Annotated in this window: 20 protein-coding genes; 17 read left to right on the top strand and 3 right to left on the bottom strand. The window is 61.1% G+C overall.

Features of this window, described 5'->3' with window-relative positions:
- The first annotated feature begins 2 nt into the window (after positions 1 to 2).
- The 8 genes from GZ093_RS09425 (at position 3) to GZ093_RS09390 (ending at position 8,275) form a co-directional block, all read left to right on the top strand.
- Positions 3 to 719 carry an ABC transporter ATP-binding protein gene (locus tag GZ093_RS09425; RefSeq protein WP_296485252.1) on the top strand — a complete coding sequence of 239 codons (717 nt, stop codon included), beginning with the start codon at positions 3 to 5 and terminating at the stop codon, positions 717 to 719.
- 247 nt (positions 720 to 966) lie between these two features.
- Positions 967 to 1,590, top strand: a complete 624-nt coding sequence (locus tag GZ093_RS09420) for a Crp/Fnr family transcriptional regulator (RefSeq protein WP_296485250.1) — start codon at positions 967 to 969, stop codon at positions 1,588 to 1,590.
- A 35-nt stretch (positions 1,591 to 1,625) separates the two neighbouring features.
- The gene (locus tag GZ093_RS09415; RefSeq protein WP_296485248.1) at positions 1,626 to 2,669 is read left to right on the top strand and encodes an SPOR domain-containing protein; all 1,044 of its coding nucleotides are present in this window, start codon (positions 1,626 to 1,628) and stop codon (positions 2,667 to 2,669) included.
- Positions 2,670 to 2,784: 115 nt separating this feature from the next.
- Positions 2,785 to 4,524 carry an ABC transporter ATP-binding protein gene (locus GZ093_RS09410; protein ID WP_296485246.1) on the top strand — a complete coding sequence of 580 codons (1,740 nt, stop codon included), beginning with the start codon at positions 2,785 to 2,787 and terminating at the stop codon, positions 4,522 to 4,524.
- Positions 4,511 to 5,566 carry an ABC transporter permease gene (locus GZ093_RS09405; protein ID WP_296485244.1) on the top strand — a complete coding sequence of 352 codons (1,056 nt, stop codon included), beginning with the start codon at positions 4,511 to 4,513 and terminating at the stop codon, positions 5,564 to 5,566. Before GZ093_RS09410 ends, GZ093_RS09405 begins: the two co-directional genes overlap by 14 nt.
- Positions 5,566 to 6,486: an ABC transporter permease gene (locus GZ093_RS09400; RefSeq protein ID WP_296485280.1), complete on the top strand. Its 921-nt coding sequence runs from the start codon at positions 5,566 to 5,568 to the stop codon at positions 6,484 to 6,486. Before GZ093_RS09405 ends, GZ093_RS09400 begins: the two co-directional genes overlap by 1 nt.
- Before the next feature lie 64 nt (positions 6,487 to 6,550).
- Positions 6,551 to 7,720: a BMP family ABC transporter substrate-binding protein gene (locus tag GZ093_RS09395; RefSeq protein ID WP_296485243.1), complete on the top strand. Its 1,170-nt coding sequence runs from the start codon at positions 6,551 to 6,553 to the stop codon at positions 7,718 to 7,720.
- Positions 7,721 to 7,966: 246 nt separating this feature from the next.
- Complete coding sequence (locus GZ093_RS09390) at positions 7,967 to 8,275, top strand: high-potential iron-sulfur protein (protein ID WP_296485241.1); 309 nt, start codon at positions 7,967 to 7,969, stop codon at positions 8,273 to 8,275.
- 59 nt (positions 8,276 to 8,334) lie between these two features.
- On the opposite strand, the gene aroC is transcribed toward GZ093_RS09390, so the two are convergent.
- Entirely contained in the window at positions 8,335 to 9,429 is a 1,095-nt protein-coding gene (gene aroC, locus GZ093_RS09385) for a chorismate synthase (RefSeq protein ID WP_296485240.1), read from the bottom strand.
- 126 nt (positions 9,430 to 9,555) lie between these two features.
- Here aroC and GZ093_RS09380 point away from each other — a divergent pair, with 126 nt between their 5' ends.
- From GZ093_RS09380 to GZ093_RS09370, 3 genes are all read left to right on the top strand, one after another.
- Positions 9,556 to 10,851, top strand: a complete 1,296-nt coding sequence (locus GZ093_RS09380) for an O-acetylhomoserine aminocarboxypropyltransferase (RefSeq protein WP_296485238.1) — start codon at positions 9,556 to 9,558, stop codon at positions 10,849 to 10,851.
- A gap of 112 nt (positions 10,852 to 10,963) precedes the next feature.
- The gene (locus tag GZ093_RS09375; protein ID WP_296485236.1) at positions 10,964 to 11,770 is read left to right on the top strand and encodes an alpha/beta hydrolase; all 807 of its coding nucleotides are present in this window, start codon (positions 10,964 to 10,966) and stop codon (positions 11,768 to 11,770) included.
- A gap of 321 nt (positions 11,771 to 12,091) precedes the next feature.
- On the top strand, positions 12,092 to 13,192 hold the full coding sequence (locus GZ093_RS09370) for a GGDEF domain-containing protein (protein ID WP_296485234.1): 1,101 nt from the start codon (positions 12,092 to 12,094) through the stop codon (positions 13,190 to 13,192).
- A gap of 127 nt (positions 13,193 to 13,319) precedes the next feature.
- On the opposite strand, the gene GZ093_RS09365 is transcribed toward GZ093_RS09370, so the two are convergent.
- Positions 13,320 to 14,570, bottom strand: coding sequence for a YihY family inner membrane protein (locus GZ093_RS09365; RefSeq protein WP_296485232.1), 1,251 nt, complete (start codon positions 14,568 to 14,570; stop codon positions 13,320 to 13,322).
- Positions 14,571 to 14,591: 21 nt separating this feature from the next.
- Here GZ093_RS09365 and GZ093_RS09360 point away from each other — a divergent pair, with 21 nt between their 5' ends.
- Both GZ093_RS09360 and GZ093_RS09355 read left to right on the top strand, forming a co-directional pair.
- Positions 14,592 to 14,987 carry a DUF2069 domain-containing protein gene (locus GZ093_RS09360; RefSeq protein WP_296485231.1) on the top strand — a complete coding sequence of 132 codons (396 nt, stop codon included), beginning with the start codon at positions 14,592 to 14,594 and terminating at the stop codon, positions 14,985 to 14,987.
- A 4-nt stretch (positions 14,988 to 14,991) separates the two neighbouring features.
- On the top strand, positions 14,992 to 16,431 hold the full coding sequence (locus GZ093_RS09355) for an FAD-binding oxidoreductase (protein ID WP_296485229.1): 1,440 nt from the start codon (positions 14,992 to 14,994) through the stop codon (positions 16,429 to 16,431).
- Between the two features lie 28 nt (positions 16,432 to 16,459).
- Here the strand turns inward: GZ093_RS09355 and GZ093_RS09350 are convergent, their stop codons facing one another.
- On the bottom strand, positions 16,460 to 16,789 hold the full coding sequence (locus tag GZ093_RS09350) for a thioredoxin family protein (protein ID WP_296485227.1): 330 nt from the start codon (positions 16,787 to 16,789) through the stop codon (positions 16,460 to 16,462).
- A gap of 61 nt (positions 16,790 to 16,850) precedes the next feature.
- Between GZ093_RS09350 and GZ093_RS09345 the strand changes: the two genes are divergently transcribed.
- The 4 genes from GZ093_RS09345 to GZ093_RS09330 all read left to right on the top strand — a co-directional run bounded on the left by GZ093_RS09345 (position 16,851) and on the right by GZ093_RS09330 (position 19,924).
- Entirely contained in the window at positions 16,851 to 17,684 is an 834-nt protein-coding gene (locus GZ093_RS09345; RefSeq protein ID WP_296485226.1) for a thymidylate synthase, read from the top strand.
- Positions 17,681 to 18,577 (top strand): DMT family transporter, encoded by an 897-nt coding sequence (locus GZ093_RS09340; RefSeq protein WP_296485224.1) that lies wholly within the window; start codon positions 17,681 to 17,683, stop codon positions 18,575 to 18,577. Before GZ093_RS09345 ends, GZ093_RS09340 begins: the two co-directional genes overlap by 4 nt.
- Positions 18,574 to 19,077: a dihydrofolate reductase gene (locus tag GZ093_RS09335; RefSeq protein ID WP_296485223.1), complete on the top strand. Its 504-nt coding sequence runs from the start codon at positions 18,574 to 18,576 to the stop codon at positions 19,075 to 19,077. The genes GZ093_RS09340 and GZ093_RS09335 overlap by 4 nt, the downstream gene beginning before the upstream one ends.
- Positions 19,078 to 19,144: 67 nt before the next feature.
- Complete coding sequence (locus GZ093_RS09330; RefSeq protein ID WP_296485221.1) at positions 19,145 to 19,924, top strand: exodeoxyribonuclease III; 780 nt, start codon at positions 19,145 to 19,147, stop codon at positions 19,922 to 19,924.
- Positions 19,925 to 20,446 lie beyond the last annotated feature (522 nt).

Below are 20,446 nucleotides of genomic sequence, written 5' to 3'. Positions count from 1 at the left end.
CGATGACAAAAATCCTTCTGAAAGTGACGGGACTCAAAGTTTCGTACGGCGGCATTCAGGCCGTCAAAGGCATTGACTTTCAAGTGCACGAAGGCGAGCTGGTGTCCTTGATTGGCTCCAATGGCGCTGGCAAAACCACCACCATGAAGGCCATAACCGGCAGCCTGCCGTTCGTCGACGGCGACATTGAGTACCTGGGTAAGAGCATTCGCGGCCAGGGGCCGTGGGACCTGGTGCGACAGGGCCTGGCCATGGTGCCGGAGGGGCGCGGTATTTTTACCCGCATGACCATTGCGGAGAACCTGCAGATGGGCGCCTACATCCGTGACGACAAGCCCGAAATCCTACTTGACACGGAAAAAGTGTTCACCATCTTCCCTCGACTCAAAGAGCGCCGCGATCAACTGGCGGGCACCTTGTCGGGTGGCGAGCAGCAAATGCTGGCCATGGGCCGCGCCTTGATGAGCCGCCCCAAAGTGCTGCTGATGGACGAGCCGTCCATGGGTCTGGCGCCGATCATGGTGGACAAGATTTTTGAAGTGGTGCGCGATGTCTACGCGCAGGGCGTGACCGTGCTGCTGGTCGAGCAAAACGCCAGTCGTGCGCTCAGCATTGCCGATCGGGGCTACGTCATGGAGTCGGGCCTGATCACCATGACGGGCGACGCCAAAACCATGCTGCACGACCCGAAAGTGCGGGCCGCTTATCTGGGCGAGTAGATCAAGGCGATCCGGCCCTGCCTCGTCTATTTATAGTAAATAAGGCTGTAGCCCTCGTGTAATAAGGGTAAGAAGCTATCATTTATATAGCTTACTGATTGCCAACGGTCGCCTGCCTCAAGCAAGGGGCGTGGGCTGCCGATGGCTGCAAAAACGTCCCCGTGACTTGAGCCGCGACTGATGTTTCCGTGGGGTTCTTTGATTTCTCTCAAGACTATGGGGTGCCCGGCGCGGCACAGTCTGCCCCATGCTGTCTATCCATACCATTGCCCGGGCGGTCAAGCGAGAAGTTGCTACCCGGGGTGAGCCGCTGCTCAAACGTGCCGATCTCTCGCCGTCGGTCTGCTATGTGGAGTCCGGTCGTGTGGCGCTAGGCGTCATGGAAGGTGACGCCTTGGAACACCAGTTGGGTGTGGTTGAAGGCCCGTGCTGGCTGGAGGCGACGTCGGCCCTGCTGAACCTGCCGCATGCGGTGGATGCGGTTGCAGAGACCGAGGTTTTTTTGCGCCGTGTGCCCCTCGCCGACTTTCTTCGTTCCTTGTCCACGATGTCCATGTCAGCGCAGACCGTCTTGCACGACGTTGCCAAGGCGCATCGCCAGCAGACTGAATTGGCGGTCAGCCGGCTGGCCAAAGATGCGGAGGCGCGCTGTGCCGAGTGGCTGCTGCAGCATGCGCAGACGGGCGACCGAGGCGTGTTGGCGGTACTGTTGCAGCAGCGCAAGCGTTCTGTGGCGGCACAGTTGGGCATTGCACCTGAGACATTTTCTCGTGTGTTGCGCCACATGCGTGAGCGCAGTCTGATCAGCGGTTCAGGCCGCATCTTGAATCTGGTGGATCCCGGGGGGCTGCGCTTACTGGCTGGCGTCTGAATCCGACGGGCGCTGCAGTCATGCCAAAATAATGCATGACCAGCGCCACCTCGTTTGCTTCCCCTGAGATCACCAGGCTGGACCGGTCGCCAGAGAGTGCCACCGCCGCCCTGTACCGCGCCGCCATCGGGCCGATCAACACTGGCTATTACGTCCCTGTCTTTGCGCGCTTTGAGGCGGCCGGGCGCGCGGGCCCAAGCTGGAACTGGGCGGCCAGCCTGTACACCCTGAACTGGATGATCTTCAGGCGCCTGTGGGCCGCGGCAGGCGTTTATGTCACGGTCGTGCTGGGTCTGTTTCTGCTGGTGTTCGGCATGGGTCGCCTGCTGTTGCACGGCTCCGAGGCGGTCGACGTGGTTTTGCTGGGCGTGTGCTGCGGGCTCAGCTACGTGCTGCCAGGCGTCTTTGGGAATTCCATTTTTCATGCCAAGAGCCGGCAGCAAATGGCCGCTGCGTTGTCCGCCACCTCGACGCTGGCAGATGCCTGCCAGCGATTGAACCAGCAGGCCAGTTCCCGTCAACGCTTTCTACGGTTGGCATTGGCTAATTTGGCGCTGGCGGCCCTTGCTGCACTGGTTTTTGTCGCGTGGCCAACTGTGACCATGCGGCCAGTCAGCCCGGTGGCCATCCCCGTCATAGGCTATCTCGCGCCACCGGTAGCAGCGCCGGTTGTTGCCATCCAATCCATCCATAGAGACGCAGTTCCAACGGCCATGCCCACGCCGACTCCGGCGGCGTCCTTTGTCCCTGGCGAGCCTGCATCCGCGCCGGCAGGGGCCGAAATGATCGTGCCACTGGCCAAAATCGCCACGGCAGCGGCTAGCGCCACACCACAAAACCCGACCACTTTGCCAGTGGCCGGGCCAGGCTACTTCATCAATGTCGGTCTGTTTGCGAAAGACCGCAATGCGCGCAACGCTTACGCGAAATTGCGCGCAGCGGGTCTGCCCGCCTTCAAGCAGACCCTCAAAGGCCGTACCCGCGTGCGCGTTGGACCCTTTGCCACCCAGGTCGGGGCCGATGCAGCGGCCGAACAAATCCATGCGCTGCAATTGGACGCTGTGGTGTTTCAACCCTAACGGGTCAGAACGCGCACCCAGGACAGTTGAACATCCTTGCCAATTGCCTGTGTTGTTTTTGTGGTCTGAGGCTGAGGCAAAATAGGGCACTGGAAATATCAAGATCACCCGCAGAATGACCCCTCCCCGACTTCATCTTGCAGGTATCACCAAGAGCTATCCGGGTGTGGTCGCGAACAGCGATGTGGCGCTGACCGTCATGCCGGGCGAGATCCATGCGGTGCTGGGTGAAAACGGCGCCGGCAAGTCCACCCTGATGAAAATCATCTACGGTGCGGTCAAGGCCGATGCTGGCACGATGCTGTTCAATGGCCGCCCGGTGCACATTCGCAACCCGCAAGAAGCGCGCGCCTTGGGCATCAGCATGGTGTTCCAGCATTTCAGTTTGTTTGACACCATCACCGTGGCCGAGAACGTCTGGCTCGGTTTGGGCAAACACCTGAGCCTGGCGCAGGTCACGCACAGCATCACCACCAAAGCGGCAGAATACGGGCTCGATATTGACCCCGCGCGGCCGGTGCACACTTTGAGCGTGGGCGAGATGCAGCGTGTGGAGATCATCCGCGCGCTGTTGACCCACCCGCAGTTGCTGATCCTCGATGAGCCGACCTCGGTGCTCACGCCGCAAGCCGTGGAAAAGCTGTTTGTGGTGCTAAAGAAGCTCGCCAGCGAGGGCTGCAGCATCTTGTACATCAGCCACAAGCTGCACGAAATCCGCGAACTGTGCCATGTCTGCACCGTGCTGCTGGGTGGCAAGGTCACCGGCGTGTGCGACCCCACGCAGGAGACCAATGCTTCCTTGTCGCGCCTGATGATCGGCGCCGAGTTGCCCCAACTCGTGCGCCACGAGCACCAGCTGGGCGAGCCGCTGTTGCGAGTACAAGACCTGACACTGGCCCGCGCCGACCAGTTTGGCGTGGACCTGGACGGCATCACGCTGGAAGTGCGCGCTGGCGAAGTCGTGGGTATTGCCGGCGTGTCCGGCAACGGCCAGAAGGAACTGCTCTATGCTTTGTCGGGGGAAGATGTGCGCGCCCGTCCCGGGTCGATCCTCATGGGCGAGGTGGATGTGTCGCGCCTGCACCCGGGCGCGCGGCGCAAGCTGGGCCTGCATTTTGTGCCGGAAGAGCGCCTGGGTCGCGGTGCCGTGCCTACGCTCGGGCTGGCGCACAACCTGCTGCTCACACGCCATGAAGCCATTGCCTTTCCCCGCCTGGGCGGGGGCTGGATCCGCGTCGCACAACTTGAAGCGCAGGCATTTAGCATCATCAAGCGCTTCAACGTCAAGGCCAGTGGCCCGCGCGCCGCGGCGCGCTCCTTGTCGGGCGGCAATTTGCAAAAATTCATTGTCGGCCGGGAAATTGACGCCAATCCCACCCTGTTTGTCGTGTCGCAGCCGACCTGGGGTGTCGACGTGGGGGCCGCGGCGCAGATTCGAAACGAAATTCTGGAGTTGCGCGATGCCGGCTGCGCGGTGCTGGTGCTGAGCGAAGAACTCGAGGAGCTGTTTGAACTCAGTGACCGCCTGCACGTGATCGCCCTGGGCCGCCTGTCGCCCTCGCTGCCGATCGCGCAGGCCACGGTGGAAAAAGTGGGTGAGTGGATGAGCGGTTTATGGGACCTTGCGGGACAGACCGCAGCTACACGAAGTGAGCAAGCTCTGTCCCCAACTGATACCGGGATGTCGGATGTCCACCTTGCGGGACAGACCGAAGCTACAAACCTGGAACCTTGCGGGACAGATTGCAGCCACACGAAGTGGGCCAGCTCTGTCCCCAACACCTCGCCGGATGTTGGAGGTCCGCAAGCTCTGCCCCCAACTGTTCAAGGAGGAGGCCCTCATGCTCAGGCTTGAAGCCCGGGCGCAGCCATCCGCACTGTGGAGCTACGGCTCGCCTGTGCTGGCCTTGCTGGTGACTGTCATGGTCGGTGTTCTGCTGTTCACGGCGCTGGGCAAAGACCCGCTGAGCGCGCTCAGCGTTTTTTTCTGGGAGCCGATCCGAAGCGCTTATGCACTGGGTGAACTGGCCGTCAAGGCCACGCCCTTGCTGCTGATTGCGCTCGGCTTGGCGGTGTGCTTTCGCTCCAATGTCTGGAATATTGGCGCTGAAGGGCAGTATGTGCTGGGCGCCATCGCCGCCAGCGGCGTGGCTTTGCTGGCCGACCAGAGCACCGGTCGCTGGATTGTGCTGCCCATCCTGGTGGCAGGTGTGCTGGGAGGCATGTTCTGGGCCGGCATCACCGCCTGGTTGCGTGACCGCTTCAACGCCAACGAGATTCTGGTGAGCCTGATGCTGGTGTATGTGGCCGTGCAGGTGCTGAGCTACTTGGTGTCGGGTCCGTGGAAAGACCCGCAGGGCTACAACTTTCCGCAGAGCAAGAACTTTGACCTGGTCACGCGCATCCCGCGCTTGTTTGAGGGCTCGCGGGTCAGCATTGGCGTGTTCTTGGCGTTGGCGGGCGTCCTCGCCACCTGGATATTCCTGTTTCGCACCCGCGCGGGTTTTGCCCAGCAGGTGGGCGGTCTGGCCCCGGCGGCGGCCCGTTATGCCGGTTTTTCTTCGCGCCGCGCGCTGTGGGTGGCCTTGCTGGTGTCGGGGGGCATGGCCGGGTTGGCCGGCGCGCTGGAAGTGGCGGGGCCCATTGGCCAGTTGACCCCCTATGTGCCGGCCGGCTACGGCTTTGCTGCCATCATCGTGGCCTTTGTCGGGCGGCTGCACCCTGTAGGTATGGTGTTCTCGGCCATTTTGATGAGCATGTTCTACATCGGTGGTGAGCTTGCGCAGTCGCGCCTGGGGCTGCCCAAGTCGCTCACCGGTGTGTTTCAGGGCTTGTTGCTGTTCACCTTGCTGGCGTGCGACACCCTGGTGAATTACCGCCTGAAGTGGGGTAAATGATGGAGTCTTATGCACTGCTGCTGGCGGCCACGCTGAACGCGGGCACCGTGCTGGCGCTCGCGTCGCTGGGCTTGTTGATCAATGAAAAAGCGGGCATTGTGAATCTGGGCGCCGAGGGCATGATGCTGTGCGCGGCGATTGCCGGTTTTGCGGCGGTCGTCCATTCGGGCAGTGACTGGCTCGGCTTTGCCGCCGGCATGGGTGCGGGGGCCGTGCTGGCGCTGGTTTTTGGCGGGTTGGTGATCTGGCTGAACACCAACCAGTACGCCACCGGTTTGGCGGTGAGCTTGTTTGGCGCTGGTTTTTCTGCCTTTGTCGGCATTGGCTACGTGCAGGAAAGAATTCCAGCGCGCCCCAGCTTTGCCATTCCCTACTTGTCCGATATTCCCTGGTTCGGCCCGGCTTTGTTCCGGCATCATCCGCTGGTCTACCTGAGCGTTCTTTTCGCGCTGGGTCTGATCTGGTTTTTGTACCGAACCCGTGCGGGTCTGATTTTGCGCAGTGTGGGTGAAAACCCGGCATCGGCGCACGCCCTGGGCTACCCGGTGCGGCGTATCCGGCTGATGGCGGTGGTGGCAGGCGGCGCCATGTGCGGTCTGGCGGGCGCCTATGTCTCGATTGTCTACACCCCGCTGTGGGTGGAAGGCATGGTCGCGGGCAAGGGTTGGATCGCCTTGGCCTTAACCACCTTTGCCACTTGGCGCCCGGCGCGCGTGTTGCTGGGGGCCTATCTGTTTGGCGGCGTGACGATGCTGCAGTTTCACCTGCAAGGCGTCGGGGTGGATATTCCCAGCCAGTTCCTGACCATGCTGCCCTATCTGTCAACCATTGTGGTGCTGGCGCTGATCTCGCGAAATCCGCAGTGGATTCGCATCAACATGCCGACCTCGATCGGCAAACCGTTCTACCCGGATTCCTGATACTCCCCGGTTCATAATCGGACTTTTTTAACCCGTCACCCACTTCGCCAAAGAAAGAATTGACATGACCGACCTGCAAAAACGTTCACTGTTGAAAATTGCCGCCTTGAGCGCCGTCGCCGCTGCTGCGCTGTTAGGCTGCGGCAAAAAGGAAGAACCCGCACCCGTGCCGGCACCGGCACCGGCACCGGTGGCTTCGGCGCCCGCGCCGGCTCCCAAGCCTGAACCCCTGAAGATTGCCTTTGCCTACGTTGGCCCGGTGGGCGACGGCGGCTGGACTTTTGCCCATGACAACGGCCGCAAGGCGTTGGAGGCCGAGTTCGGCGACAAGATCCAGACCTCCTTTGTCGAGAATGTGCCTGAGTCGGCCGACGCTGAGCGCGTGCTGCGCGACATGGCCGGGCAGGGCAACAAGCTGATCTTTGGCACCACCTTTGGCTACATGGAGCCCATGCTCAAAGTGGCGGCCGACAACAAGGGCGTCAAGTTCGAGCACGCCACCGGCTACAAGCAGGCTGAGAACATGCGCACCTACGACAGCCGCACCTATGAAGGCGCGTACATGGCCGGTGTGATTGCCGGCAAGATGACGAAGAGCAATACCCTGGGTGTGGTGGCCTCCATCCCAATTCCAGAAGTGATCCGCAACATCAACAGCTTCACGCTCGGTGCGCAAAGCAGCAACCCCAAGGTCAAGACCAAGGTGGTGTGGGTGAACGGCTGGTTTGACCCGCCGAAAGAAACCGAGGCTGCCACCAGCCTGATCAATGGCGGCGCTGACGTGCTGTTCCAGAACACCGATTCACCTGCCGTGCTCAAGACCGCCGAGGCCAAGGGCAAGCGCGCCTTTGGCTGGGACTCCGACATGACGGCCTACGGCCCGAAGGCGCATCTGGCATCTGCCGTGATCAACTGGGGTCCGTACTACATCAAGGCGACCAAGGAAGCGCTGGACGGCAGCTGGACTGGGGGCACTGCCGCCTGGTGGGGTGTGAAAGAGGGCGCGATCGATCTCGTTTCAATCGCCGACGACGTGCCAACAGAGACCAAGGCGCGTGTGGAAGAAGTTAAAAAAGGCCTGCTTGACGGCAGTTTCGCCATCTGGAAGGGACCCATTGTTGACAACACCGGTAAGGTGCAGGTCGCCAAGGACACGGTAGCGGACGACAAGTTTCTCGGTGGTTTGAACTTCTTCGTCAAGGGCGTTGAAGGCAAGGTACCCAACAGCAAGTAAGCTGCTCTGCAATGTGGCAAAAGCCGCCTTCGGGCGGCTTTTGTGTTCTGGAACTGCTAGGCGCCGATGACGCCGGGGGGCCCCATGTCGGCGCTGCGGTTGACAGGCAGGCCCGGGTTGATTGATTCAAAAGGGTATTGCTCAAGCGCGGGTTGATGCTATGTGGTGAATCGATAGAATCACGCCGTCCAAGACATTGTCAAGCGGCAAGGTCTGGCAAACACATCATCATTTAGGAAATACCTCATGAGCAACCGTCGCGAATTCATTGTTCAACTCAGTTTGGGCGGCAGCGCCCTGGCCGGCGCTAATGCCTTCGCCGCTGACCTTCCCATGGTGGACGCCACCAATCCCCAGGCAACAGCGCTGGGCTACGTGGCCGATACCACCAAGGCGGACGCCAAGAAGTTTCCGAAACACGTTGCCGCCCAGCAATGCAGCAATTGCGCGCTGTACCAGGGCAAGGCGGGCGCTGTGTCGGGTGCATGCCCGTTGTTTGCCGGCAAGCAAGTGACAGCCAAGGGCTGGTGCAGCGCTTACGTCAAGAAAGCGTAAAAAGGCAGAGGCGACGTTCGCATCGCCTCCACCCCGCAGGGTGATGCCACGGGCGCGCGTTAAGCCGACGCCTTGATCGGCTTCAAATCAACCGCCACGTCGCCACATTGCGCCCGATGGCGCAATGCATGGTCCATCACCACCAGCGCCAGCATGGCCTCGGCAATGGGCGTAGCCCGAATGCCGACACAGGGGTCATGGCGGCCCTTGGTGCTGACTTCAGTGGAATTGCCCGCGATGTCAATCGACTCGCGCGGGCTCAGGATTGAACTGGTTGGCTTGATCGCCATCGACACCTCAAGGTCCTGCCCGCTGCTGATGCCTCCCAGCACCCCCCCGGCGTTGTTCGACCTGAAACCATCTGGCGACAGCGAATCGCCATGCGTGCTGCCGCGCTGCGCCACGCTGGCAAAACCGGCGCCGATTTCCACGCCCTTGACGGCGTTGATGCCCATCATGGCGTAGGCAATGTCCGCGTCCATCTTGTCAAACAGCGGCTCGCCCAGCCCCACCGGCACGTTGGACGCCGAGACGCGAATGCGCGCGCCGCAGGAGTCGCCAGCCTTGCGCAGCGCTTCCATGTAGTCTGCGAATCTAGAGACATCGGCCACCGGCGCAAAAAACGGGTTGTTGGGCACAAAATCCCACGACTCAAAAGCAATGGGCAACTCGCCAATCTGCGTCATGCAGCCGCGAAACACCGTGCCGTAGTGCTCGAACAGCCATTTCTTGGCCACTGCACCGGCCGCGACCATCGGCGCGGTCAGACGCGCCGATGAGCGCCCGCCACCGCGCGGATCGCGCAGGCCGTATTTCTGAAAATAAGTGTAGTCGGCATGACCGGGCCTGAAAGTCTGGAGGATGTTGCCGTAGTCCTTGCTGCGCTGGTCGGTGTTCTTGATCAGCAGGCAGATCGGCGTGCCGGTGGTTTTGCCTTCATAGACGCCCGAAAGGATTTCAACCGCGTCAGGCTCGTTGCGCTGCGTCACGAACTTGGAGGTGCCGGGGCGGCGCCGGTCCAGATCGGTCTGGATGTCCGCCTCACTGAGCAGCATGCCGGGCGGGCAGCCGTCAATCACGCAGCCAATGGCCGGGCCGTGGGATTCACCAAAGTTGGTGACTGCGAATAGTTTGCCGAAGGTGTTGCCGCTCATGGCGCCGGATTATCCCAGAGCGGCGCTGACCAGCCGTAAGATGCTCTTTGTTTGCGAACGGCGGCGAGCTCGCCTGCCCTGGCGTCGCCTGTCCTATAGTCGTCCCGATCAATACAAAGGAAACCCATGCCCGGCTACTCTGACCCCGGTTTTGACACACTGGCACTGCACGCCGGTGCCGCCCCTGACCCCGCATCCGGCGCGCGTGCCGTACCGATTTGCCTCACCACGTCTTTCGTTTTTGAGTCGAGCGACCACGCCGCTGCCCTGTTCAACCTGGAACGCGCCGGTCACGTTTACTCGCGCATCAGCAACCCGACCAATGCGGTGCTGGAACAGCGCATTTCCGCGCTCGAAGGCGGCATCGGCGCCATCAGCACGGCCAGCGGCCAGGCCGCGCTGCACCTCAGCATTGCCACGCTGATGGGGGCGGGCGCGCACATTGTGGCGAGTACCGCCCTGTATGGCGGCTCACAAAACCTGCTGCACTACACGTTGCGCCGCTTTGGCATCGAGACCACCTTTGTTCAGCCGGGTGACATCGACGGCTGGCGCGCGGCGGTGCGGCCCAACACCAAGTTGTTTTTTGGTGAAACCGTGGGCAATCCGGGCCTGGACGTGCTGGACATTGCCACCGTATCGAGCATCGCCCACGAGGCCGGCGTGCCGCTATTGGTCGATTCCACGCTGACCTCGCCCTGGCTCATCAAGCCGTTCGAGCACGGCGCCGATCTGGTCTACCACTCGGCCACCAAATTCTTGAGCGGCCATGGCACGGTGATTGGCGGCATCGTGGTGGACGGCGGCCGCTTTGACTGGGACAAATCGGGCAAATTTCCGGAGCTGACTGAGCCCTACGCGGGCTTTCACAACATGGTGTTCAGCGAGGAGTCGACCGTGGGCGCCTTCCTGCTGCGGGCTCGGCGCGAGGGTCTGCGCGACTTTGGTGCCTGCATGAGCCCGCATTCCGCCTGGCTGATTTTGCAGGGGGTGGAGACCCTGCCGCTGCGTATGGAGCGCCACATGAGCAACACGCGCAAGGTGGTGGAGTTTCTGGTCAGCCAACCGTTTGTGGCGCGTGTCGGGCACCCGCTGCTGCCCAGCCACCCCAGCCACGCATTGGCGCAGAAGCTGTTGCCGCGTGGCGCCGGCTCGGTCTTCAGCTTTGACCTCAAAGGCAGCCGGGAGCAGGGCAAGAAGTTTGTGGAGAGCCTCAAGGTTTTCAGCCACCTGGCGAACGTGGGCGATTGCCGCAGCCTGGTGATTCACCCGGCCAGCACGACGCACTTTCGCATGAGCGACGAAGCGCTGGCGGCAGGCGGCATCACGCAGGGCACGATCCGCCTGAGCATCGGGCTGGAAGACGCCGATGATCTGATTGATGACCTGAAGCGCGCGCTGAAAGCGGCTGAAAAGGGCTGAGCCTGGCCCTCTCACAGCGCACTGAAGCTTATTAATTTGATAGCTGCTTGCGCATATTCCACGGGGGCTAGAGCCCTGTTTGACTCAAATTTATCATTTCGATGAGCCTGCCATGTATCTAACCGTCAATGACGCCAAAACCTATTGCTACACCGGCGGCAAAGCCTTCGATGCCGCCAAGCCCAGTATCATCTTCATCCACGGCGTCCTGAACGACCACAGCGTCTGGATTTTGCAGACGCGTTACCTGGCACATCACGGTTGGAACGTGCTGGCGCTGGACTTGCCGGGCCACTGCCGCAGTGCCGGTGAGCCACCGGCGACGGTCGAGGAGGCCGCCGACTTTGTCATCGCGCTGATGGACGCGGCCGGCCTCGAGAAGGCCGCACTGGTGGGTCACAGTTTCGGTTCCCTTGTCGCGCTGGAAGCCGCTGCCCGTGCACCCGAACGAATCAGCCAGCTGGTGCTGGTGGGCATCGCCTTCCCGATGAAAGTGTCACCTGTCTTGCTGGCGTCGTCATTGAGCGAGCCAATGAAGGCCCTGGAGATGGTCAACATCTTTTCACGCTCGACCCTGGCGCCGCCGCCCTCCGCCCTGGGGCCCGGCACCTGGGTCTATGGGGCGTCGATGGCGCTGGGGCGCCGCGTGTTGGCCAGTAACCCCCACGTCAACCTGTTTCATACCGGTTTCAAAGCCTGCGACAGCTACAGCCATGGCGAAGAAGCCATGGCCCAAGTGCCATGCCCGGTGCTGTTTGTGTTGGGCAGCGTCGATCAGATGACGCCGCCCAAGGCAGCGCAGGGGCTGATCAAAAAAGCGGTCAATGCCCAAGTGGTTTACCTGCCCGGTGGCCACCATCAGATGAACGAGACGCCCGAGCCGATGCTGGCCGCACTGAACGGGTTTTTGAAACCTTAAGGCCCGTGGCGGTGCGAACGACGCCAAAGGATTGCCGACCTTCGGTGACAGCCGGTTTGTCAAGCTTGCACGGTGCTGAATGTCGACCTGCTCAGACAAGGGTCGATCGCGCCCGCGATCATTGAGTCCAAGTCACTTCCTACAAGAATTAGGTGAAATTTCGAGGGTTCTCCCCATCAATTGTTTTTGTTGTAACTGTTAGTATCTAATAGGCCCGGCCCTGCGCTGTCCTGCTAATGCAGGCACAAATGGCCGGTCCAGGTCGTTGATGCCTGCGTTTGTGCAAGCGTCGTGGCGGCGGAGTTGGGAGAAGGTCGAATAATGACAATTGCGGAAACAGGGGCAAAGCAGGCCCTGCGGATGCGCCGGTTTTTGATGGCGGCGACCACGTATGTGGTTTGCGCTGCGCTCGCGCAGGCCTCCGCGTGGCTGGGGTACCTGCCATCATCGCTACCGGCGTATTGGTTAATCGGGGCCACGGCGGTCAATGCTGCGTTCTTCGTCATGCTCCGCAGCGGTTGGAACCTGCGACTGCAAGATCCAAGCATGACTGAGATACAACTCATCGTCTCCTTGGTCGCTGCCATGGTGCTTATATCCCAAGCCGACGAAGCACGGGGTGCCTTCCTGATGTTCCTGCCTGTGCCACTTCTTTTCGGCGTCTTGCGCTTGAATTTTCGTCAGATGGCGCGCGTTGGAATCATCGGAATCGCGGGCTATGCCGGGGTGATTGCCGTGATGGCATCCATGCAACCGGAGCGCGTGCAAGTCACCCTTGAGATGATCAACCTGATGGCTCTGGCGACCGTCATGATTTTTGTGAGTCTGATGGGCGGCTATATCAGCAAGGTTCGGGCAGATCTCGCCTTGGCGGTTGCGAAAATCGGTGAACTGGCCCAACGCGACTCACTCACTGGCCTCTTCAATCGCCGCGATTTGATGCAAAGATTGGAAGTTGAGAACGCTCGCTACGAACGCCAACTGTGCCGCGGAATCACCTTGTGCATGATTGATCTCGATCACTTCAAACAGATCAACGATACGTTTGGACATCCCGTCGGTGATGAAGTCCTTGTTTTGGTGGGGAAGTGCCTGGGCAATTCGATCCGCACGATGGATTATGTTGCCCGCTACGGCGGTGAAGAATTCGTTGTGTTGCTCGATGCCGATTCTGACGAGCTGGCGTTTGCAGCGTGTGAGCGCATTCGCGCCAAGATCGGGCAATTACGGATTCCGGCCCTTCAAGAACGGCCAATCAGCGTGTCCATCGGAGTTGCCTATTTGGCAAAAGGGGAGAGTACGTCGAGCTTGATTGAACGCGCCGACGAGGCGCTTTACTTGGCCAAGGCACAAGGCCGCAATTGTGTCTGGGCAGCTCCTCGCCTTGACGCTTTGGCGGACACGGCACCATACTGTCCCTAACTGTCTCTCCGACCTTCGTAACGCCATTCGGGCACTGATCGAGCGATTGCCTTCGGTGGTCGTTTTCAAATGTCGGTGGTTGGGTCGTGCATCTTGATGCGCAATGGCATCCATGTTGCTATATTATTCATAGTGCATCACGCAGTTTCAACAAGGGCCAGCGGCCGTTTTGCCACAAACTTCGGGTGCTTTCTTCCTGTCGTAACAAGAGTGTGTCGAGCAGCGGCGCCAGTGGGGTCGTGTCGGGGTTGGACAGCATGATATAGCGTGCCGTTTCGCCCTTGAACTCTTCATCGAGCAAGCCGATCCAGTCCAGTTCGGACAAGGTTTCCAGCACTGGCTCCAGTTGCAGCGCGTCGACCCGCAGCAGCGCGGACAGTTGATCGGTCGTCAAGCCTTTCACATCCGTGGCGCGCACGCGGTCCAGCTGCTGCAGCGTCTCCAACGCCAGTTGAAACTGCAAGCCCTGCGATTGGCCGCGGTGTTGTATGCCCGAGAGCAGGCTGGGCAGGTAGGCCGCAATCACGGCGCCCAGCAGCACAATGACCCAGGCCACGTAAATCCAGATCAACAGGATCGGCACGGTGGCAAAGGCACCGTACAGCACCGAGTAGGTGGGCACCTTGCCCAGGTACAGGGCCAGCAGCTTCTTGGCCAACTCAATGCCGGCCGAGACAAACAGGCCACCGGCCCAGGCGTGGCCCCATTTCACCCAGGTGTTGGGTACAAAGTGGTACATCGCCGCCATGCCCAAGGCCATCAGGAAAAACTGCAACACGTCGAGCAGCAGCTGCACGCCGCCGGGCATGACGCCCACCACACCTTTGGACGCTGAAATGGCATAAGACGTGATGCTCAGACTAAGGCCCAGCAACAACGGCCCCAGGGTCAGGGCGGCCCAATACACCAGCACGCGCTGGCCGAGGGGCCGGCGCGTGCGCACACGCCAGATGCTGTTGAGCGTGTGATCGATGGTCAAAATCAGCGCCACTGCCGTGATCAATAACAGGGCAATACCGGCACCCCCCAGTTTGCTGGCCTGGCCGGCAAACTGGGTCAGGTAGCCCAACACCTGGCGCGCAATGTTGTCGGGAATCAGACTGTTGACCAACCACTGCTGCAACACGCTCTGGAGCTTGGCAAACATGGGAAAGGCCGTGAAGATGGCCAGCGCCACGGTCACCAAGGGCACCAGCGCCATCGTCGTGGTGAACGTCAAGCTGCTGGCGGTCAAGCCCAGACGGTCTTGCGAGAAGCGCTCGCGCAGGGTGATGGCCGTGCTTTTCCAGGGGAACTTGGACAGGTCTTTGAACACGGCTTCAAGACGCTGGGGCAAGCTTGAAGTTGGTGTGGCGGGCGGGGGAGCGGGCAGGTGCATGGCCGCTATGATGCCACTGCAATGAATACGTCCAAAAACAAAGAACAAAACAGCGCCTCCGCCTCGGTGCGCACCACGCGTGTGCTGGCCGTGGGCAGTCTGCTGGGGCTGATCGTGCTGGGGCTGGCCTGGGAGCTGTGGTTGGCCCCGATTCGCCCGGGTGGCTCCTGGCTGGCGCTCAAAGTGTTGCCGCTGTGCCTGCCGCTGGCCGGCTTGTTGAAAAACCGCATGTACACCTACCGCTGGGTCAGCCTGATGGTGTGGCTGTATTTCACCGAAGGCGTGGTGCGTGCCTACAGTGACAAAGCACCGGGCAATTATCTGGCGATGGTCGAAGTGGCCCTGTGCTTGAGCCTGTTCACTGCCTGCGCGCTGCACGTTCGCTTGCGCCTCAATGGTGCCATCAAAGAAAGCTGAAGCTATGCAAACCCTGCTGGATGAAATTCGCCACATTGTCGGAAGCGCCCATGTCTTCACCGACGGTGACCTGACGGCCTGGGAGCAGGACTGGCGCAAACGCTCTCATGGCAAAGCACTGGCCGTCGTTCGGCCCGCTTGCACCGATGAGGTGGCACGGGTGGTGAGTGCCTGCGCGGCCTATCACTTGCTGCAGCGACATCCCACGAGCGGCGTGAGCATCGTGCCGCAAGGCGGCAACACCGGTCTGGCGGTGGGCAGCACGCCAGACGATTCTGGCCGCCAGATTGTGCTGAGCCTGCAACGCATGAACGCCGTGCGCAGTCTGGACGCCGACAACTTGACCATGACGGTAGAGGCGGGCTGCATTCTGCAAAGCGTGCAGGAACGTGCCGAGGAAGCGAATTTGCTGTTTCCGCTGAGCCTGGCCGCCGAAGGCACCTGCACCATTGGCGGCAACCTGGGCACCAACGCCGGCGGCACGCAGGTGGTGCGCTACGGCAACACGCGCGACCTGTGCCTGGGGCTGGAGGTGGTCACCGCGCAGGGCGAGGTGTGGCACGGTTTGAGTGGTTTGCGCAAAGACAACACGGGCTATGACCTGCGAGATCTGTTCATTGGGTCGGAAGGCACGCTGGGCATCATCACGGCCGCCACCCTGAAGCTGTATCCGCTGCCTGCCGCCCAACTGACCGCGTGGGCCGCCGTGCCGTCGCTGGAGGCGGCTGTCACTCTGTTGGGGCTGGCGCACCGGCACCTGGGCGCCGGGCTGACCGGCTTTGAGGCGATGGGGCAATTTTCCTTGAGCCTGGTCGCCAAACACTTCCCGCAACTGCGGGTGCCACTGCACCTGGATGCGCCGTTTTGCGTGCTGCTGGAGAACTCGGATCATGAATCCGAACGGCACGCCCACGCGCAGTTCGAGCGCCTGCTGGAAACCGCCCTCGAGCAGGGCTGCGTCACGGATGCGGTGGTGAGTGAGACGCTGGCGCAGGCGAAACAACTGTGGCATGTGCGTGAAAGTATTCCGCTGGCACAAGCCCTGGAGGGGCTCAACATCAAGCACGACATCTCGTTGCCGGTCTCAAGCATTCCCGACTTTGTGCGCGCCACCGATGCGCTCTTACAGCAAGCGATTCCTGGTGTGCGTCTGGTCAACTTTGGCCACCTGGGTGACGGCAATCTGCACTACAACGTGCAGGCGCCCGAGGGCGCGGATGCGGCAGAATTTTTGCGTGACGATGAAGCGCGGGTCAATAGCCTGGTGTTTGACTCGGTGCAAGCTTTTGGCGGCTCGATCTCGGCCGAACATGGCGTGGGCAGCCTGAAAGTCGATCATCTGGCGCATTACAAGTCCCCTGTCGCCCTGCACATGATGCGCGCCATCAAGCAGGCGCTGGACCCGCAGAATTTGATGAATCCGGGGCGGGTGGTGCGGGTTTAGCACAGGCAAGGGCACTCAAAATGCGGCCCTACGATGCTGTCCACAAGCGGTAGATGCGCTCAATTACAACGCCCAACTCCACCAGGCTGAAACTGCGGCCGCGCTCCAGGCACAGCTGGCCTTCAATGTACAAATGCACCACGGGCAGGCTGAAAACGCCGTGCTGGGCGCAGATGTCCGGGCTCTCAACGCAGTCGATGTAGACCAGCGCAATTTCGGGGTGTTGCTGCGCCATGAGGCGTTCCAGCTTCGGCTTGATGGCCTGACAAACGCCGCACTTTGAGCCCCCAAAAAGGAGGAGCACCGGCTTTGTAGCTTTCAAGTGCTCAATCTGGTCGGCGCTAACGAGGGTTTGCATGATGACGGTGACTATAGCCTTGGCGTCGACATGACTGAACTTGTAGGAAAATACCGCTCCTATGACCTCCCACCCCATCCGTTCCCAATACGAAGACTTCCTGCGCCATGTGTCGACCCACGGCGTGTTCAAGGCCGACCGCACCGGCACCGGCACCACCAGCGTGTTTGGCTATCAGATGCGCTTCGATTTGAACGAGGGCTTTCCGCTGGTCACCACCAAAAAAGTGTTCCTCAAGGCCATCGTTCTGGAATTGCTGTGGTTCCTGCGCGGCGACTCGAACGTGAAGTGGCTGCAGGAACGCGGCTGCACCATCTGGGACGAATGGGCCCGCCCTGACGGTGATCTGGGCCCGGTCTACGGCGTGCAGTGGCGCAGTTGGCCGACACCCGACGGCGGTCATATTGACCAGATTGCGCAAGCCATCCAGCTGCTCACGAGCAATCCCGATTCGCGCCGCATCATCGTCAGTGCCTGGAACGTGGCCGAGCTCGACAAGATGGCGCTCATGCCTTGCCACGCTTTTTTCCAGTTTTACGTGGCGCCCGCGCAAAGCCCGGGCGGCAAAGGCAAATTGAGCTGCCAGTTGTACCAGCGCAGCGCCGACATCTTTCTGGGCGTGCCCTTCAACATCGCCAGCTACGTGCTCCTGACCCACATGGTGGCGCAGCAATGCGACCTGGACGTCGGCGACTTCATCTGGACCGGCGGCGACTGCCATGTCTACAGCAACCACGCCGAGCAGGTGGCGCTGCAACTGAGCCGCACGCCTTTGGCCTATCCGGCGCTGAACATCAAGCGCCGGCCGGCGTCGATTTTCGACTACGCGTATGAAGATTTTGAGGTGCTGGGCTACGAGTGCCACCCCGCCATCAAGGCCCAGGTGGCGGTGTGATCAGCCGTCGCCAGATGCTGGCCCTGGTGGCCATCACCCTGATGTGGGGCATCAACTGGCCGATGATGAAGCTCTCACTGCGCGAGATCACACCGTTGTACTTTCGCGCCATCACCATGACCTGCGGCGCGCTGTGGCTCTATGTCTTTTACCGTGCGCGGGGTCTGCGCATGTTGCCAGTTGGCACGGAATGGCGCTCAGTCATCACACTGGGCATTCCCAATATGCTGGGCTGGCATACGGCGTCTATTCTGGGCGTCAAAGAACTGGCGTCCGGACGGGCTTCGATTCTGGGTTTCACCATGCCGATCTGGACAGTGCTGATTGGCGTGCTGTTTCTCGGTGAAACGCTGACCCGTCGCGTCGCCTTCGCCGCTGCCGCCGTGGCGGTGGCCATCGCGTTGCTGACCTCAACCGAGTTCACGGCGCTGTCGGGGCATCCCTTGGGCATTGTCTGGATGGAGTTGGCGGCTTTGCTCTGGGCGCTCGGGACGCTGATGTTGCGGCGCGCGCACCTGACGCTGCCGGTGGAAACGCTGACGGTGTGGATGATGATGCTTGCCAGTGTCTGCCTGTGGGGCATCGCCTGGATGAGCGAGCCTTGGCCGAGCTGGCGGTTTTCTGCGGCGATGTGGACCAGCCTGGCCTATGGTGCCTTCGTCAACTATGGCTTTGCCCAGGTCATCTGGTCGGGCTTGGCCCGCAATCTGCCGCCCACCACCAGTGCCATGAGCATCATGGCCGTGCCGATGGTCGGTACCCTGGCGGCCACCGTCATCGTCGGCGAATGGCCGCACTGGCAGGATTTTGTCGCCATTGTGTTCGTGATGGCCGCGATTGCTGCCGTCTTGCTTCCTTCCCGTCAACCCAAACCATTGACACCATCCGCATGAAACTCAATCTCATTCTGGCGCGCGCGCGCAACGGCGTCATCGGCGTCAATGGCCAGTTGCCCTGGCGTCTGCCAGAAGATATGGCCCATTTCAAGCGTGCCACCATGGGCTCACCGGTGATCATGGGGCGCAAGACCTGGGAGTCCTTGCCCCCGAAGTTCCGCCCCCTGCCGGGGCGGCTTAATATCGTGGTGACACGGCAAGCCGCTTGGCAGGCCGAAGGCGCCCTGGTCGCTCAGGGCCTGCCTGAGGCCTGCGCCCTGTGTCCGCCCGAGAGCACCGCCTGGGTGATTGGCGGCGCCGAGCTGTATGCGCAGGCCCTGGTGCTGGCCGACGCGGCGCTGGTGACCGAAATCGAGGCCGACTTTGAAGGCGATGCGTTGGCGCCGGCGTTCGGGCCGGAGTGGGTGCAGGGCGCGCGCGAGCGCCAGGTCGCCGCTTCGGGTTTACATTTCAGCTTTGTCACCTATCACCGCCGCAGCGCGGCCTTGCAAGTTTAATTTTGATAGCTGTAAACCAAATGAATACGGGGGCTAGGGCCCAACTTGATCCAATATATTCTTCATTATGAAACTCGCCACCTGGAACATCAATTCGCTCACCGTGCGCTTGCCGCAGGTGCTGGACTGGCTGGCCGCCAACCCGGTCGATGTGCTGGCGCTGCAAGAGCTCAAGCTGACCGACGACAAGTTTCCGTTTGACGCCTTCACGCAGGCCGGCTACTTAGCCCAGTGTTTCGGCCAGAAGACCTACAACGGGGTTGCGCTTCTCACCCGCGCCCCCGCTACCGACATGGTGAAAAACATCCCCGGCTTTGACGACGAGATGGCGCGCTCAATCAGTGCCGATGTGAAGGGCATCCGTGTCATCGGCGCCTATTTTCCCAACGGCCAGGAGCCGGGTTCCGACAAGTTTGAATACAAGATGGCGTGGCTCAAGGGCCTGCGCGACTGGGTCCGTGCCGAGCTGATCAAGCATCCCCAACTGGTGCTATTGGGCGACTACAACATCACCTTCGACGATGCCGATGTGTGGGACCCGGTGGGTCTGAAAGACACCATCCATTGCACCGAAGAAGAGCGTTACCAACTGCGCGCGCTGATCGCGCTGGGCCTGCATGACGCTTACCGCCTGTTTGCGCAGCCCGCCAAAAGCTATTCGTGGTGGGATTACCGCAACGCGGCCTTTCGCCGCAACCAGGGGCTGCGCATTGACCACATTCTGGTCAGCAACGCACTCAAGCCCTTGGTGACCAGCTGTGTGATTGACAAGAGCCCGCGCAAGAACGAACGCCCCAGTGACCACGCGCCCGTGGTGGTGACGCTGGCGGACGTTGCAAAGATTTGATTGTTCTTGTATTGATAGCTGCAGAGGAAGGCTGGACGGGGGCTAGAGGGATAAATTGCATAAGTTTTTTTGTTTTTCAGTGACTGCGGCACGCAGTCAATTCTTTATCTATTTTTCCCCCACTCACTCCCCCAACCCCTCTCTCGCCCCGCCGGGCGAAAGAGGGGAGCTTCATTTGGCCGCGTCTTTGTAGGTGGGAACTTTGCGCTCCACGGCGCGCTGGCCTCAAAGTGAAGGCAACGCAGCGACCGGTCGCCCTAGCCAAATTCGGCGTCGCATCAGCTGGCTTGCCCTGGATTTCTCGGTTCGTCGTCCAGAAACACTTCACTCAGATCAAACAGATCCAGCGCGACCCCAACGCCAGGCGGCGCGTGTACCTCCCACCTTCAAAGACGCAGCCAAATGGGGCTGTTCGCTCCCTCTTTCGCCCGGCGGGGCGAGAGAGGGCGGGGGGAGTGAGTGGGGAAAAAATAACTGAGGAAAGCAGCGTCCGAGAAGCCACGGTGACAGCATAAAGCCCAA

It is taken from the genome of Rhodoferax sp. (genome assembly GCF_010365055.1).
GTDB lineage: Bacteria > Pseudomonadota > Gammaproteobacteria > Burkholderiales > Burkholderiaceae_C > Rhodoferax.
Note: the sequence above shows the minus strand (reverse complement) of the source record. Positions and strands in the feature narration are given on the sequence as shown.